The organism is Lentimicrobium sp. L6, assembly GCF_013166655.1.
Taxonomy (GTDB): domain Bacteria; phylum Bacteroidota; class Bacteroidia; order Bacteroidales; family UBA12170; genus UBA12170.
Window position 1 is genome coordinate 1 of sequence record NZ_JABKCA010000039.1, and the last position, 15,741, is coordinate 15,741.

10 protein-coding genes are annotated in these 15,741 nt (G+C 36.1%); 3 read left to right on the forward strand and 7 right to left on the reverse strand.

Annotation, left to right across the window (positions count from 1 at the left end):
- Positions 1–840 precede the first annotated feature (840 nt).
- The 7 genes from HNS38_RS10960 to HNS38_RS10990 form a co-directional block, all read right to left on the reverse strand.
- A complete protein-coding gene (locus HNS38_RS10960) occupies positions 841–2,586 on the reverse strand; it encodes a T9SS type A sorting domain-containing protein (protein ID WP_172346459.1) in 1,746 nt (581 codons plus the stop codon).
- Between the two features lie 262 nt (positions 2,587–2,848).
- Positions 2,849–4,861: a T9SS type A sorting domain-containing protein gene (locus HNS38_RS10965; protein WP_172281132.1), complete on the reverse strand. Its 2,013-nt coding sequence runs from the start codon at positions 4,859–4,861 to the stop codon at positions 2,849–2,851.
- Between the two features lie 65 nt (positions 4,862–4,926).
- Positions 4,927–6,543, reverse strand: coding sequence for an outer membrane beta-barrel protein (locus tag HNS38_RS10970; RefSeq protein ID WP_172281130.1), 1,617 nt, complete (start codon positions 6,541–6,543; stop codon positions 4,927–4,929).
- Positions 6,536–7,072, reverse strand: a complete 537-nt coding sequence (locus HNS38_RS10975) for an RNA polymerase sigma factor (RefSeq protein WP_172281128.1) — start codon at positions 7,070–7,072, stop codon at positions 6,536–6,538. The genes HNS38_RS10970 and HNS38_RS10975 overlap by 8 nt, the downstream gene beginning before the upstream one ends.
- A 490-nt stretch (positions 7,073–7,562) precedes the next feature.
- Positions 7,563–9,584 carry a T9SS type A sorting domain-containing protein gene (locus tag HNS38_RS10980; RefSeq protein ID WP_172346460.1) on the reverse strand — a complete coding sequence of 674 codons (2,022 nt, stop codon included), beginning with the start codon at positions 9,582–9,584 and terminating at the stop codon, positions 7,563–7,565.
- A 47-nt stretch (positions 9,585–9,631) separates the two neighbouring features.
- Positions 9,632–11,446: a hypothetical protein gene (locus HNS38_RS10985; RefSeq protein WP_172281124.1), complete on the reverse strand. Its 1,815-nt coding sequence runs from the start codon at positions 11,444–11,446 to the stop codon at positions 9,632–9,634.
- Positions 11,439–11,975: an RNA polymerase sigma factor gene (locus HNS38_RS10990; RefSeq protein WP_172281122.1), complete on the reverse strand. Its 537-nt coding sequence runs from the start codon at positions 11,973–11,975 to the stop codon at positions 11,439–11,441. Before HNS38_RS10990 ends, HNS38_RS10985 begins: the two co-directional genes overlap by 8 nt.
- Before the next feature lie 270 nt (positions 11,976–12,245).
- Here HNS38_RS10990 and HNS38_RS10995 point away from each other — a divergent pair, with 270 nt between their 5' ends.
- From HNS38_RS10995 to HNS38_RS11005, 3 genes are all read left to right on the forward strand, one after another.
- Complete coding sequence (locus tag HNS38_RS10995) at positions 12,246–14,516, forward strand: NADP-dependent malic enzyme (protein WP_172281120.1); 2,271 nt, start codon at positions 12,246–12,248, stop codon at positions 14,514–14,516.
- A gap of 122 nt (positions 14,517–14,638) precedes the next feature.
- Entirely contained in the window at positions 14,639–14,884 is a 246-nt protein-coding gene (locus tag HNS38_RS11000; RefSeq protein ID WP_371742942.1) for a DNA-binding protein, read from the forward strand.
- A 100-nt stretch (positions 14,885–14,984) separates the two neighbouring features.
- On the forward strand, positions 14,985–15,737 hold the full coding sequence (locus HNS38_RS11005) for a hypothetical protein (protein WP_172281116.1): 753 nt from the start codon (positions 14,985–14,987) through the stop codon (positions 15,735–15,737).
- Positions 15,738–15,741: the final 4 nt, after the last annotated feature.

Here is a 15,741-nt window from a genome sequence, read left to right on the forward strand (position 1 = left end):
TGCAGATCAAAGGGATCAAAGCCTTGAACAAAGTGAAAGGATTGAGGCCCTGGTTAGCTTAAGGGATTTTATAAAAGGCTGAGGGCTCGAACGATACTATTCGCAACCATCAATGCAGGGAGAATTATAACACATTGAAAAATGTGCCCTTTCTTTGGTTCTGTTTCTTTCATGCTGAGCGGTACCGAAGTATGTGCACGCAAAGAAATGAACATGAAGTCGTCATTTTTTGTCTTGACACAAAAAACGAAGCAAAAAAAGTCAAGACTCCACCTGCTTCACTCAAAAAAGCTACACTAGATTTTCTAAAATGCTTAAACCTCAATTTTTAATGCGAATTAAAAATTTCAAGCAGAAAGCATTTCTTAACGAAAACTCTAGCTTGTTTTTTGGCTCACCAGCTGAGGTCATTAAAATCCGGAGCAGGGAAGTGTTTTTCTGCAGATCAAAGGGATCAAAGCCTTGAACAAAGTGAAAGGATTGAGGCCCTGGTTTGCTTAAGGAATTTTAAAGAAGGCTGAGGGCTCGGCACGATGCTGTATCGATGCGTCAGCACTTCAATTATGACTAGCCGCGGGCAAAGCCCGTGGTGATGAATAAACCGAAGGTTTTAGGTCGGCCAGAGTATCATATTAGGAAACTACTTTTCCTGCCGACCTATACTCTAATCTCAAAGCATAGGCTAAACATAAAGGACGGAATACAATTCCGTCTAAGCAGATCGATTTTGAAATCTGAGTAAGCAAAAAAAACCCCACCAAATAAATTTGATGAGGGAGCTAAAATTAATTGTAATGAGATCAGATACTAACTGAGGAGAAAATATCCAATATTGGAGTATTATTTAATTAATTTACTTCTAAATATTTTGTTTCCTGATTGAACTTCTAATATATACCAGCCCGACTCCAAATCACCGACAAACAAATCTTGTAGCTTTTGACTTGGCAATTGTCCACTTAAAACTAATTGCCCTGCGGCATTGTAGATTTTATAACTGGCTGAATTGGATTCTGGTAAATCGAAATAGACAAAATCTCCATTTATGGGATTGGGGTAAATTTCTAAGAGTGTTTCTTTATAAAGATCCTCCTCTAGACCTACATTATAATCACCAAAATGAAGCGGGTTTTTAAGGTAATCTACTCGGACTTCGTGAGCATAGTCTTGTAATAAATCTTTGCTGTTTTTTCTTAAGTCACTAGGTGCTGTGACCAAAGCCAGATCCAAATAATGAGTACTCCCAGCTTCAAAGGTAAAAGGTCCCATTGAAGCCAGTCCTCTTATATCTTGAGGCTGATTCCCTGCGGAATACTCACTCCAAAGAATTTCGTTATGAGGTTCTTCACCTTCAATACTCCAATGACATGAGTCACTATCTTCCATAAATACAAACCTTGTTTCAGGACCTGTCGCCCCACTACTAGAATGGCCATTTCCACCATATAATATTGAGCTCCCATCTTTCCAAAATCCTTTCATATAATTATAGAATTCTGTATCATTTCTTGGATCTGTCATTGCATCATTCCAAACACTACTAAATGCTACAAACCTATTCATTCCGAAGCGTTCATTATCTATTATACCATCATCAAATCCAGAGCCATTAATACTTTCATTGCATTCCCCTGATGGATTATCAATATGATCAGCATCTAAATTGGGTCCACTTAAAATACAACAAGCTTGAGATGGAATGGTGTCTCTATATCCATATGGATAGCCTTCTGGACCATCAAAATCATCTGCATTATATCCGTAAAAATTACCATTTTCAACATGACATCCGATATAATCATCATCTGATTTACCAATATCAAAATCGGCAAACACTCCCAGATAGGTATCTTGATATGTATTCTCACTTCTATTGATTATCTTATAGCTAAAAAAGATCGTCGTGTTATAGACACTGCTCGCACTTTGGTTCATTGCCCATGCCATACAATGTATTTCGACACCCATGATTTTCCCTTCCGACTCAGTATGCTCTCTATTATCATTAATAATGTAGAAGACACTAGCATCACCTTTTATGAGTGGATAATCTCCACTTTCTGGGTGATAAACCCCATCTGAATCAACATCAACAAAAGGAGCTAAATCCTGTGCTTGATTATATTCTAAATTCCCATGTGCAGGCCAAGATGAAATACACTCAGGCATCTGGTATCCTGGTAAGGAATAGTTTTGAACATGGTTATTTATTTGAACCTTAGTTACCTTCCATGATTTATACCATAGAGTTGAGATGGCAGAATTAAGGCTATTAGACCCTGCATCTGTATAAGGTCCACTCCAGAAATCACGCCCATTTTGATAATATTTATCAGCTGCTAAGTGTAGTTCATCATTAAACATTCCTCCTATCCACAAACCAAAAGTATATAGGGGAGACTTTGTGCTAGTTTTTGGATAAAGATAAGTTGGCATGTCATTCCCATAAAACTGAGCTCCGCGAGGGAATATCGGTGCCAGTATTTCGTTACAGCTAATCGTATCGGTAGGGGGAAGGTGTAGCTTTTGTGAATATGCTATGGTAAAGACAAATAGGAATGGTAATATCAGGATTTTGGCTTTCATAATAAGGGTTTTAAATGCACTACAAATATTAAAAAAAATATCATTATTATCAAAACTTAAATACCATATAAACAAACCCCCACCAAATAAATTTGATGAGGGAGCTAAAATTAATTGTAATTATAATAGAGATCGGATATTGACTGAGGGGAAAATATCCATTATTAATTCTTATTTAATCAATTTACTTCTGTATGTACTCTTTTTTCATTTTCCCCAACCCCAAGGGGAGCGAAAAAAGCATGCTCTAAAAAATTAATTCTTATTTAATCAATTTACTTCTGTATGTACTCTTTCCTACTTGTACCTCTAATATATACCAGCCCGACTCCAAATCACCCACAAACAAGTTTTGATGTTTTTGTTGCGGTAATTGCCCAGTAATCATGATTTGCCCAGTGGTATTATAGATTTTATAAATGGCTGAATTGGATTGGGGTAAATCGAAATGGATAAAGTCTCCATTCACTGGATTGGGATATATTTCTAGTATTGATTCTTGTTCTATGGCCTCCTCTAATCCCACATATTGGTTGCCGAATTCTTCAGGATTTTTTAAATACTCGGCTCTAATACTGGCCACATATTCTTCCAAAAGGTCTTTGCTGTTTCTTTCTTGATCGCCAGGAGCGGTTACTAGAGCTATATCTAGATATTGTACTGCTCCTGCTTCGAAGGTGAAAGGACCAATGCTTGCCATCCCTCTGCGATCGCCTGGCTGATTGCCAGAGGCTTCCTCCGTCCATAATCCTGGATAAACGTCCATTCCATCCGTTCCCCAGTTGCAAGTATCACTACCTCCAGGGTACATAAATCTTGCTGGGATCGAACTGTCACCACCAGTAGGACTACCATTACCTCCATAATAAAATTGCGAACCATATGTAAGTAGCCCTTTTAAATTATTATAGTATCTTGGAGCAATTGTGGGGTCTGTCAACAGGCCATCTGTATTATAAGCTAAGAAATAACTCATTCCCAACCTTTCATTATCTATAATATCATCTCCAAAGCCTGAACCATTGATACTTTCATTACAATCTCCACTTGGATTATCCATATTATCCTTATCCATAAATGGACCAGCGAGAATACAAGTCGCCTGTGAGGGTGGGTTCTCACCATAGCTTTCTGGCTCGCCATTACCATCAATGTCACGGCCATTATAAGCATAATAATATCCTTGTTGCACATTAGAACCTATATAATCATCATTGGCAAATCCCAAGTCTATATCTGAAAATACTCCAATATAGAAATCATCATAGGTAATCATACTCCTATTAAAGAGCTTATAACTATAAAATATAGTGGAATTTAATTCTTCATTATCTGCTTGCTCTTCATAAGCCCACGCCAGACAATGTATTTCCATTCCTATATTACTACCTTCAGTTTCTGTATGAGCCAAACGATCATTAAAAATAAAAAACACCGATTCATCACCTTTTATTAAAGGATAGTCACCTTGGCTAGGATTGTATTGTGAATTTAAATCAACATCCACAAAGGGAGCAAGATATTCTGCTTGGCCAATATTGAGATCTCCGTGAGCTGGCCAAGAGGCAATGGCTTCAGGTATGATATAATTTGGTTGATTATAATTTTTAAGGTGATATTCTATTTCTTGCTTGGTGACTTTCCAAGTTCTACACCATATTCCTGCATTTAAAGAATCAGTTATAGCCAAGCCATTATCTGTTAATGGACCTGGCCAAAAATCGGTGCCAATTTGTCTATATTTTTCTGCTGCTAAATGTAATTCCCCTGTATTTCGGCTTAGCCCTCCCATCCACAATCCATACGAAAACATTGTTTTCGAAGTAGATTCATTTGGATAATAATACTGGCTTCCAAAATAGTTTGGACTAAGTTGATAATGGTAATAGTCATCGAAAAATTGTAAATTACAGGGATATATTGGAGCCTCTATCTGGTTGCAATCTAATGTATCAAAAGTGAACTTGGGAAAAATAGTTATTGAAGCAAACCCATCAACACCAACAATTTTATACTTAATACTATAAGTAACTAATGAATAATCGGGCATTTTATACAAAACAATTGAATCATTATAGGTGACCATATTTAAGTCTTCACTAATAATTGTATCAATAACGAGATTTGAACCACTTTGGTTAATATCATTTAATAAAGGATTAATAGATGCGAGTTCTCCATGTTTTGCTGATGTTGTATCATTAACAAGAATTACTTGGGAAAACAGAGCAATTGTGCAAAATAATAATCCAAATAGAAACAAGTGCTTTTTCATAATAAATAGAATTTGGTGCTTATATATGTTTAGTCGTATATATTCTATGATAGGGTGCCTGAGTATTAAAATAATTTGAAAGCTATTCCTAATTCCAAGCCATAAATCACATATTGTCGCTTCTCGAAATAACTGGGTAAGTCCTTTTCTTTCAACTGAAATTGTAAGGAGGGCTTGGCATAAACCGATAAATTCTTCCAGTGATAATTGAAACTCATTTGAGCATTTAAGCCCCAGTTAATCAATGCTTTCTGCTTTTGAGGATAAGCGAGAATATAACCATCAGTATTATAATAATAGCCCTCGTTTTGCAATAATATGGCCATATTGATACCCGCCAAAACATGCACCTTAAAATGTTGGCTGGGTAAATCTATTTGATAGCCAATTAATAAGGGAATATTCAAATAGGTATACTGATTGCTATACTTTTGTTGATGTACTTCACTTATGGAATGCTCATAATAAGAAGAATCTATACCCACTAAAATGGTATCATGAATGGGTGGATCGATATGATACTCGAAAATGGAATCGTATTGCCAATGACTTAATTCCTCATCCACATATTCTCGAAGGAAATAATAATCGATATCCTCGTTTAATTGCTGGTAATGCAATCCAGTTTTAAAACTCCAATCACTATCCACAGGCTTAAATAGAAACTCTATACCAAAATCATAGGAAAGCTTTGTTTTTTTATTATTGAGAAAAAAGGTGACGGTATCGTTTTCTGGTTCTAAAGGAGCTGCCATATTTTTAAAGAAAACAGGTGTAAATCCCAATTCAATACTCCCAGAAAAGTTCAATGGTTTTTTCTCCTTGGGTGGTTTTGATGATTTCAAAACTAATGCAGAACTGGGCTCATTCTGTGCTTTCTGATTACTTGTTTTTTGTTTTTGTGATTTAGTTTTATGATAAGTATCTTTTACTTCAACAGAAGCGGCCATGCTGATATTCTCTTTCTTTTCCTTCTTATTTCGTTTCTTTTTGTCTTTCTTAGCTTCTAAGCTCATTGAAGAACTACTGGTCTTAATATTCTCTTCCTTCTTCTTTTTTTGCTTTTCTTTATGCTTCTTCTCTTTTTTTACTTGCTCAATCTTTATTGGAATAGACGGCAAGGCTGAAACACTCTTTTCCGCTAATACTTCTCTTTCCACCTGAAAATCTAGATAAATAACTTCTGAATGAAAAGGGATTTTTTCAAATACTAGGCTCCTCGAATTTTCAATATTAAGCTCTTTTACTGGACTTAAATCATCCTCAATAGATTTGCTTTTCATGCTTAGAATAATAGATTCTTTATTGTTTCTCTGAGGAGGTTCATGAATAAAACTATCCTCTAAAACTCCAGACTGAGTGCTGCTTTTTGGAATTGACTCCTCCAATTCTCCTTCTTTAATCGATTCTATTTCAGTAGTCGTTTTTGTTTCATTTAGTTCGACGAGTTCTGTAGAGTGATATTGAGTTTGAACTGCATCCACCTCCTTATTGATTAAAATAATAGTAGTTAACAAGCTTGCAGAGATGATGGTCAAACCTAGAATCCACTTCCAGTATTTAAACCACTGCATTCTTTTAATTTTGCTCTCCATGGCCAAGTCGAAATTGGAGGAGGTATCCTTTTGGAAATTATCAAAATCGCGATTAAAGAGTTGATCTATATCTACTTGTTTAGACATGATAACCTCCTTTCTGCAATATTTCTTGGAGCTTCACTTTGGCTTTATGTAGTTGTGATTTGGAAGTATTGACCGATATACCTAGCTTTTCGGCTATTTCCTTATGTTGAAATCCTTCAATAGTATAAAGGTTAAATACCATTCTATAACCTGCTGGCAAACATTGTAAAAGCTTCACCAATTCGTCCAGCTCCAATTGCTCCGATTGATGTTCTTGCACTTTTTTATCCAGCACATATTCTATTTCTTCAAAGGCGGGGTCGTTTTTATGCTTTCTAAAATAATCAATAGCCTTATGTACCACAATCGACTTCATCCACGATTCGAATGAAGCACCTTTTTGCGATTTTATAGTTTTGAAAATGATAACAAAAGCATCCATTAAGACCTCCTCCGCTACTTCCCGGCTATTCACATATCGCAAACATAAACCCAGAAGTTGCTTTTTATAATGGCGGAACAAGGCTAGCTGTGCCTGAGCATTTTGCTTTTTGCAAGATTTAATGATATCAGCTAGGTTCCACTCCATATGTGTTCAGTCGAGATTTGGTGCTTTGGGGTTGCCTGCAAGATATGAAAATAATTTCTATTCTAACGGAATAAGCGACAATAAATGTTTTTTGGTTTTCTTCTTTCTGAACCATAACTCTAGCTTGTTTTTTGGCTCACCAGCTGAGGTCATTAAAATCCGGAGCAGGGAAGTGTTTTTCTGCAGATCAAAGGGATCAAAGCCTTGAACAAAGTGAAAGGATTGAGGCCCTGGTTTGCTTAAGGAGTTTTAAAGAAGGCTGAGGGCTTGGACGATACTATTCACAACCATCAATGCAGGGAGAATGATAATACCTTGAAAAATGTGCCCTTTCTTTGGTTCTGTTTCTTTTCATGCTGAGCGGTGTCGAAGTATGGACATGCAAAGAAATGAACAAAAAACCCTCACCAAAAAAATGATGAGGGCGCTAAAATTAATTGTTATTGAGAGTGGATACTGACTGAGGAGAAAATATCCCGTATTAATGCTTCTATTTAATTAATTTCGATCTAAATATCTTATGATCTGCTTGTACTTCTAAAATATACCATCCAGCCTTTAAGCTTCCTACTTCAATACTCTGATTTTCTTGTGCTTCTAAATCAGCCTCTTGAACCAATTGACCTGCTGTATTATAGATTTTATAAGAAACAGTATTTGATTGAGGAATTTTAAAATGGATTCTATTTCCATTGATAGGATTAGGATAAACTTCTAAGAGTGATTCTATCTGAATACCATCCTCTATTCCCACATGCTGATTACCAAAACTTTCTGGGTTCACTAAATAATCCGTTTTTATTTCGCTGATAAAATCTTGCAATAATTCTGTACTACTTTTTACCTGATCACCTGGTGCTGTTACTAAAGCAATATCTAAATATTCTACACTACCTGCTTCGAAAGTGAATGGTCCCATCGAGGACATTCCTCTTCTATCACCTGGATTGTTTCCTGCATTATCTTCAGTCCACGATTGGCTTACATTAGGATCAAGACCACCTGTTCCCCAATGACATGGGTCGCTATCTCCAGGAAACATAAACTTAGTTAGAAATAAACTATCACCACCGGCGGATGAATGCCCATTACCACCATAACACATTTGTGAACCATCTATCCAGTTTCCTTGTAATAAATTATAATACTCATCGGCAGTACTAGGATCGTATTGATATTGAAGCCCACCGTTATTAAAATAAAAGAAACTACCCATCCCATAGCGTTCATTATCTATTTCACCATCTCCAAATCCTGCTCCATTAATGCCTTCATCACACAAACCTAATGGATTATCTAAGTTATCTTCATCCATAAATGGACCACCAAGCATACATATAGCTTGTGAAGGAGGGTTTTCACCAAAACTTCCTGGTTCCCCATTTCCATCAATTTCTGTACCATTATAAGCAAAATAATACCCTTGTTCTACATTACAACCCACATAATCGTCTCCAGCATAGCCCAAATCTATATCAGCAAACAAGCCTAAATAGGTGTCATAATAGGTTTCATCGCTTCTATTGAATATTTTATAACTGTAAAAAATCGTGCTTTCATAAGGACTGTCTCCATCATGATCTAATCCCCAAGCCATACAATGAATTTCTAAACCCATTGGCAATCCTTCAGATTCTGTGTGTTCCAATTGATCATTATAAACAAAGAATATACTTTCATCTCCTTTAATAAATGGATAATCCCCTAATTCAGGATGGTATTCTAAATCCTGATCTACATCCACGAATGGAGCTATAAACTCAGCTTGGTTTTTAGCAGGATCTCCATGTGCTGGCCAATTTAATATGGCTTCTGGCATTTCATAATCAGGATCTGCAAATTCAGTCATGTGAATATTTACTTCATCCCTTGTTACTTTCCAGGTTCTTAACCATTCTCCTGCAACTACTGAATCACATGTTAGCTCATTACCTTGTGATAATGGACCAGGCCAAAAGTCAGCTCCCATTTGTCGATATCTTTCCCCAGCAAAGTGCAAATCATCTTCAGTATTCTTTCCACCTATCCAAAGGCCCATATTAAACATGGTTGTTGTTGTTGCATCTTTAGGATAATTATATACTGGCACATCTCCAAATCCTGTATATGCATCCCAAAATTGAATATTCATGGGATAAACAGCTGCACTTACCTGATTAATTTCAAGAGCATTTGAATAGTCTTTAAACATGACCCAGATCTTCCCACTAGGTGGGATTGGGTAATCTGATTCCAACTGGTAAATAACTTTTACGTTGCTCGAAAGATTATAATCAGATACTTTAAAACTCACCAGCGAATCATTAAAACTCAATAATTCAAAATATTCTGGAACACCAGCATCACTTATAATCAAATCACCTCCTTCTGTATCATAATCATTGAGTAAAGGATTTATAGTTATAATGTCTCCGAAGTTAACATATACTGTATCGTCAACAGGCACCTGTGTCTGTGACAATAAGCTAAAGGATATAGCCATTAAAAAACTAAAAAGTATAAATTTTTTCATATCAAAATATTTTAGGGGTTATACATAGAATAACGTTTTAATATTCTTTATGGTTGCCCAGCATTTTTAAAAAGTTTGATTCTTACTCCAAACTTCATCCCATATATTAAATATTTACTACGATATGATGTGTTTTCAATTTCTTTTTGGTTGAATTGATAACGCAAGGATGGCTCTATAAATAACACTGTGGAATTCAATTGATAATTAATACCCATATTGAATAATCCATAATAATAAACTTGTGGACTTGCTTTCACTTCGTCTATATTTAGAATATGCCCATAATTATCGTAAACATATCCTTGACTCTTTAAATGAAATGCAAAGCTCATTCCAGCAGAGGCTTCAAAACTCCATTTACTCGAATACTTATGATACTGATAGCCAAAGCGGATTGGGATTTCTAGAAACTGATAAGTATTGCTTGCCTTCTTGGTCTCCTCTGTCCTAATCCAGTGAGCCATATATGCCGAATCTATTCTTTCAATATTGGTGTCAATAGTAGGTGGGTTGATCACATAACTAAAGCTGGTATCCACCTGCCAATAACTTTGTTCCAAATCATCATATTCCCTCTTAAAATAATATTCAATATCTTCTGTCAGCCTTTGATAATTTAATCCCAATTGGAGAAATAGAGGATGTCTTTTCTTTTGAATTCTCAAGCCAGCTCCAAATTGATAGGATATATTCTGAGATTCACTAGAACTTTGAAGGGTGACCGGATCATTACTTAATGCTTCTGGTTTTATGAGATTAGAAAACATCATGGGCATCACAGAAAATTCCGCTTGTATCAAGTAGTTGGGCAGATAGAAGCCCTTTTCAAGCGAACTCATGGTTTTAGGTTGAGGAACAGAGCTTATTAATATCAAACTATCCTTCTCAAAAAACACATCATCTGATTCCACGAATAAACTTTGCATGGAAAGGCTATTTGCTTTCTGAAGTATGTTTTCTTCTTCAATAACATCCTCTACATTCTTATCTTTATTAAATATTGATGCCTTCGAAGTTTTAGTTTTGGTGTTTTTGTGAATTAGATTGGAATTCTCAGAATTAGCTGCTTCAGTCATCATTTCCTCATCAAGTTCAATATTTGAAGCTATTGTTTCTTCTCCCTCTGATGAATGTTCTTCCATTTCTTCAGGAAGTAAAACGTGACACGATAATCCAGAAGTACTGGCACATAATTCTTTTCTATATGCTTCTAATTGTATTTTTTCTATTTCTTGAGGAGACATTAAATAGGTCCATTCACTAGTATCGTGTTTTCTAGTATTCAATTGATCATCATGAGTGTTTAAACTGGTAAACTGAGTGGTTTCTTGTGGAGAAGTTTCAGCTTTACTCTCTTTCACCTCTTCTACTACCACAGCAGTAGTTGTAGTTACTATAGCTACAGCACCAATGGTTTTTATGATTCCTACTGATTTTAAAACTACAGTAGCTTTTGCTAATCCTGCTTTAATTAGTCCTGATTTTAAAGCGGTGACTTTAATAGCGCTCAGGCTTTTTGCAATAATTCCAGTGCTTTTCACCGCTGTTGCTGTAGTTCCAGCCACAGTAGAACTTACAGCAGCTCCAGTGGTAGTGGTGGCTACTGAGCCCGCTACACTACTTGCTCCAGCACTACTAGCAGCTCCAGAAACCGCAGATGCTCCTGAGCTAGCACTAGCTCCGGCTGCCCCGCTTGCTCCAGACGTTGAGCTCAATCCTGCTGCGGCACCTGTTCCGGTTGCTGCTGCAGAAAGGCCAATCATAGCGGCCATTTTTGCCTCCATACCCTCGGCAGGCTTAGCAGAATAATCTTCTAATCCTTCCTTAAATAACTTGTCCACATTAAATTCCTTATCCATGATATCCTCCCTTCTTCAATATCTCCTGTAAGCGCAATCTAGCTTTATGATATTGGGTTTTAGATGTACTCACACTAATACCCATTTTTTTGGCAATTTCATGATGCTTAAATCCCTCAATAGCATACATATTGAATACCATCCTATAACCTTGCGGTAAAAAGTCTAACATTTTAATTAAATCTTGAGCCTCTAAATGATTTTGCGGATTTTTTCCAGTAGTCTTCCATTCGCTGGTTTCATATTCAGAAAGCTTGGGGTCGTTTTTATGACTTCTATAATAATCAATAGCCTTGTGAATAACAATGGTCTTCATCCATCCCTCAAAGGAATTCTTATTATATGTATCTATTTTTTGAAAAATGAGCATAAACGCATCCATCACCACTTCTTCGGCAATCTCTTTATTATACAAGTACCTCATGCAAATACCTAAAAACTTTTCATGGTATTTACTGAACACAGCCATCTGAGCTTGCTTATCTTGCTTCTTGCAGGCTAATATCATGTTCTCTTGGTTCCACTCCATCTCTCAAATTAATTAACGAAGTGTTTTACGAATTGGTTGTCTGAGTTTTTCAAAAAATGATGTTTTTTTGTTAGATGGGCTAATTTAACTATGATTCTATCATGTATAACAAAAAGGTGATAATATTTTCATATTCGTAAAATCACCCATGAGTCATTTGACAGCCCTCCAATAAAAATGTGTATTTTTGCAGCAAATAACAGAATTCAATTTGTTAGACGAATTTGAAAATCGCCATTGCAAATTTTCAGAATATCAAAAACTTTCCTCATGGATAATTTATTTAAAAAAGATGCCCTCCGCTACCATTCTCAAGGCAGAGCCGGGAAAATTGAAGTTAAACCCACAAAACCACATGCCACTCAACGCGACTTATCATTGGCTTATTCGCCAGGAGTTGCAGAGCCATGTTTAGAAATTGAAAAAAACCCAGAAACAGTATACACCTACACTGCTAAAAGTAATTTAGTTGCGGTGATTTCAAATGGAACTGCGGTTTTAGGACTTGGAGATATAGGACCCTTGGCCAGCAAACCAGTGATGGAAGGCAAAGGCCTCCTCTTTAAAATTTATGCCGACTTAGATGTTTTTGATATTGAAGTGGACACCAAAGATGTGGACAAATTTATCGAAACCGTAAAGATGATAGCTCCAACTTTTGGAGGAATTAACCTAGAAGACATCAAAGCTCCTGAATGTTTCGAAATTGAAACAAGATTAAAAGCGGAGTTAGATATTCCTGTAATGCATGATGATCAGCATGGTACAGCCATGATTTCTTCTGCTGGATTATTGAATGCCCTTGAAATCATCGATAAAAAAATAGAGGATGTTAGGATAGTTGTAAATGGCGCTGGCGCTGCAGCTGTGAGCTGTTGCAGACTTTACAAGAGGCTTGGGATAAAAGCTGAAAATGTAGTCATGTGTGACAGCAAAGGAGTGATACGAGCAGATAGAGAAAAGCTAAGCTTGGAGAAAAAAGAGTTTGCTACAGATTTAGATTTACATACTTTAGCAGATGCCTGTAAAGGTGCTGATATGATTTTAGGCCTTTCTGTTGCAGATGTGATTACACCAGAAATGCTATTGAGCATGAATGATAATCCTATTGTTTTTGCTTTGGCCAACCCCAATCCAGAAATTGATTACAACTTAGCTATAGCCACTCGTCCCGATTTAATTATGGCTACAGGAAGAAGTGATTATCCCAACCAAATCAATAATGTTTTGGGATTCCCCTATATTTTTAGAGGCGCTTTAGATGTTAGAGCTACAGATATTAATGAAGAGATGAAAGTGGCTGCAGTAAAGGCTATTGCTGACTTGGCTAAAGAACCTGTTCCTGAAGAAGTAAATGTAGCCTTTTCTGACGGGAACCTAACCTTTGGTAAGGATTATCTAGTGCCAAAACCTACCGATCCTAGATTATTAGAAACTATTGCCCCTGCCGTTGCTAAGGCCGCCATGGATAGTGGAGTAGCCCAAAGGACCATTAGAAACTGGCGAGCCTATGTGGAGAATTTAAGGAAACGGCTTGGTATTGGAGATCCGTTATTAAGAAAGCTGAAGGCAAATGCCAAGAAGAATCCAAAACGTATTTTACTTTCCGATGCAGATAATTATAAAATGCTTAAGGCTGCAGAGATTGTGAAGAATGAAAATATCGCCATTCCTGTACTTTTGGGGGAAAAGAGAATAATTGAGGAGATTATAGAGGAAAATAATTTAGAGTTAGAAGGCGTTGAAATAGTTGATCCAAGAGATCCAATTGTACAAAGCTTAAGCGAAGAATTTGCAAACGATTTCTATCAAAGAAAACAAAGGCAAGGGATAGACCTTAAGAAAGCACGTCAGATGATGCGAAGCAGAAATTATTTTGCACCTTCAATGGTAAGAGCTGGACTGGTTGATGGTATGATATCGGGATTAGAAAGAACTTATCCTGAAACCATTCGACCTGCCATGCAAATTATAGGCAGAAAAGAAGACAAATCTTTGGTAATGGGTCTCTATATTTTGTTGACAAAGGATGGTCCTGTGTTTTTGGCCGATACCACAGTAAACAAAAACCCAAGTACAGAACAATTAATTGAAATCACCTTACAAACTGCCAAAATGGTAAAAGATTTCAATATTGAACCACATATTGCCTTGTTGTCTTATTCAAACTTTGGTTCTAATGATGGTTTTGGACCAGGTAAGATGAAGAAGGTAGCAGAATATCTTCACAAGAATCACCCTGATTTAATTGTAGATGGTGAAATACAAGCCAATTTCGCCATCAATAATGAATTATTAAGCGAAAGATTTCCTTTTAGCAAATTAGCTGGAAAACCCGTAAATACCATGATATTCCCAAATCTAAGCTCAGGAAATATCGCTTATAAAATGCTACAATCCATGGGAGATATAAAAGTGATAGGCCCCATTTTGAATGGTTTAAAAAAACCTGTTCATATATTGCAATTAGGAAGTTCGGTAGAAGAAATTGTAGATATGATTTTTGTAGCAGTGAATGATGCCATAAAATTAGATAAATAATTCAATACGAGACATCCTCAGTTTTTTGATATAAAAAAGGCTCTTCTGGTGACTTAATTTTTGTTAAAGCTTGCCAAGAGCCTTTGTTTTTTTGCTATTTTAGCTCCAAACATTAAATTAAGATTATGAAGATAACATTCAACGAATTACGTAAGATAAAAGATAGTTTACCTGATGGAAGTATGCATCAAATAGCAGACGAATTAAAAGTGACAACAGAAACGGTACGCAATTATTTTGGTGGAGCCAATTATGAAAAAGGCGAAACTATGGGTTTAAGCATTGAGCAAGGACCTGATGGTGGAATAGTTGATATAGCTGATGATACCATATTAAAAAAAGCGCAAGAGATTTTAGCGCAATCGTAAAAAGCATTTCTTAGAGTTTTATTTTTATTAATGGCCAAACACCATGAGTGATTTTGGCATGGGGTATCATATTGTATCAATTCATCAGTATTTCTAAACTATGAAAAAGCTTATTTATCTATTTTCTTTTATGGCTATTGTGTTGGTTTCTTGTGAAAAAGACGATACAAAAACTAATAGTGATTCTATATTGACATTAGCAAATATTAATGGTCAAGTGAGTTTGTATGATGAATTTGGTAACACCACCAGTAGTGAAAGAATGTTTGTGAAAGCAGAAGGAAATGGTCAATATTATATTGGAGAAACGCAAAAAGACGGCAGTTTTTTAGTGCCAAATGTTCCTTATTTCCTAAATTACACTATAAGTTATGAAAAAGAAGGATTCGGCTCCTATAAAATATATAGTTTTGATCATCAATATACAGGCGCTGCAGGAGAGATAGACGAGGTTCCTCGTTTGTCAAAGAAATCCTCGGCATATTGTACAGCCCTTTTTACCAATGTTGCAGATGATGAAGTAGAATTCCAACTAGCCGTTGCTGGAGGATCCTATAATGGTAAAAGAGTATTTCGCTTATTATTTCATACCATTGCTCTTATTAGCAACGAAACATTTAGTCATAACTCTCCCAAGTATACTTTAAATGCGAGTAGTCAATCCATAACGCTAACTAAGGAAATGCTGGAAGATATTGGATTAGAAAGTGGTGTAAGTTATTATGTTCAAGCTTATGGGGATTCTTATTATAGCAATTCTTATTTTGACGATTATGCACAAAGAAAGGTGTTGCCTAATTTAGGGTATTTAGAAGGACAAACTGTTCCAACAGGAAGCTTTACTATGCCCTAGGAAT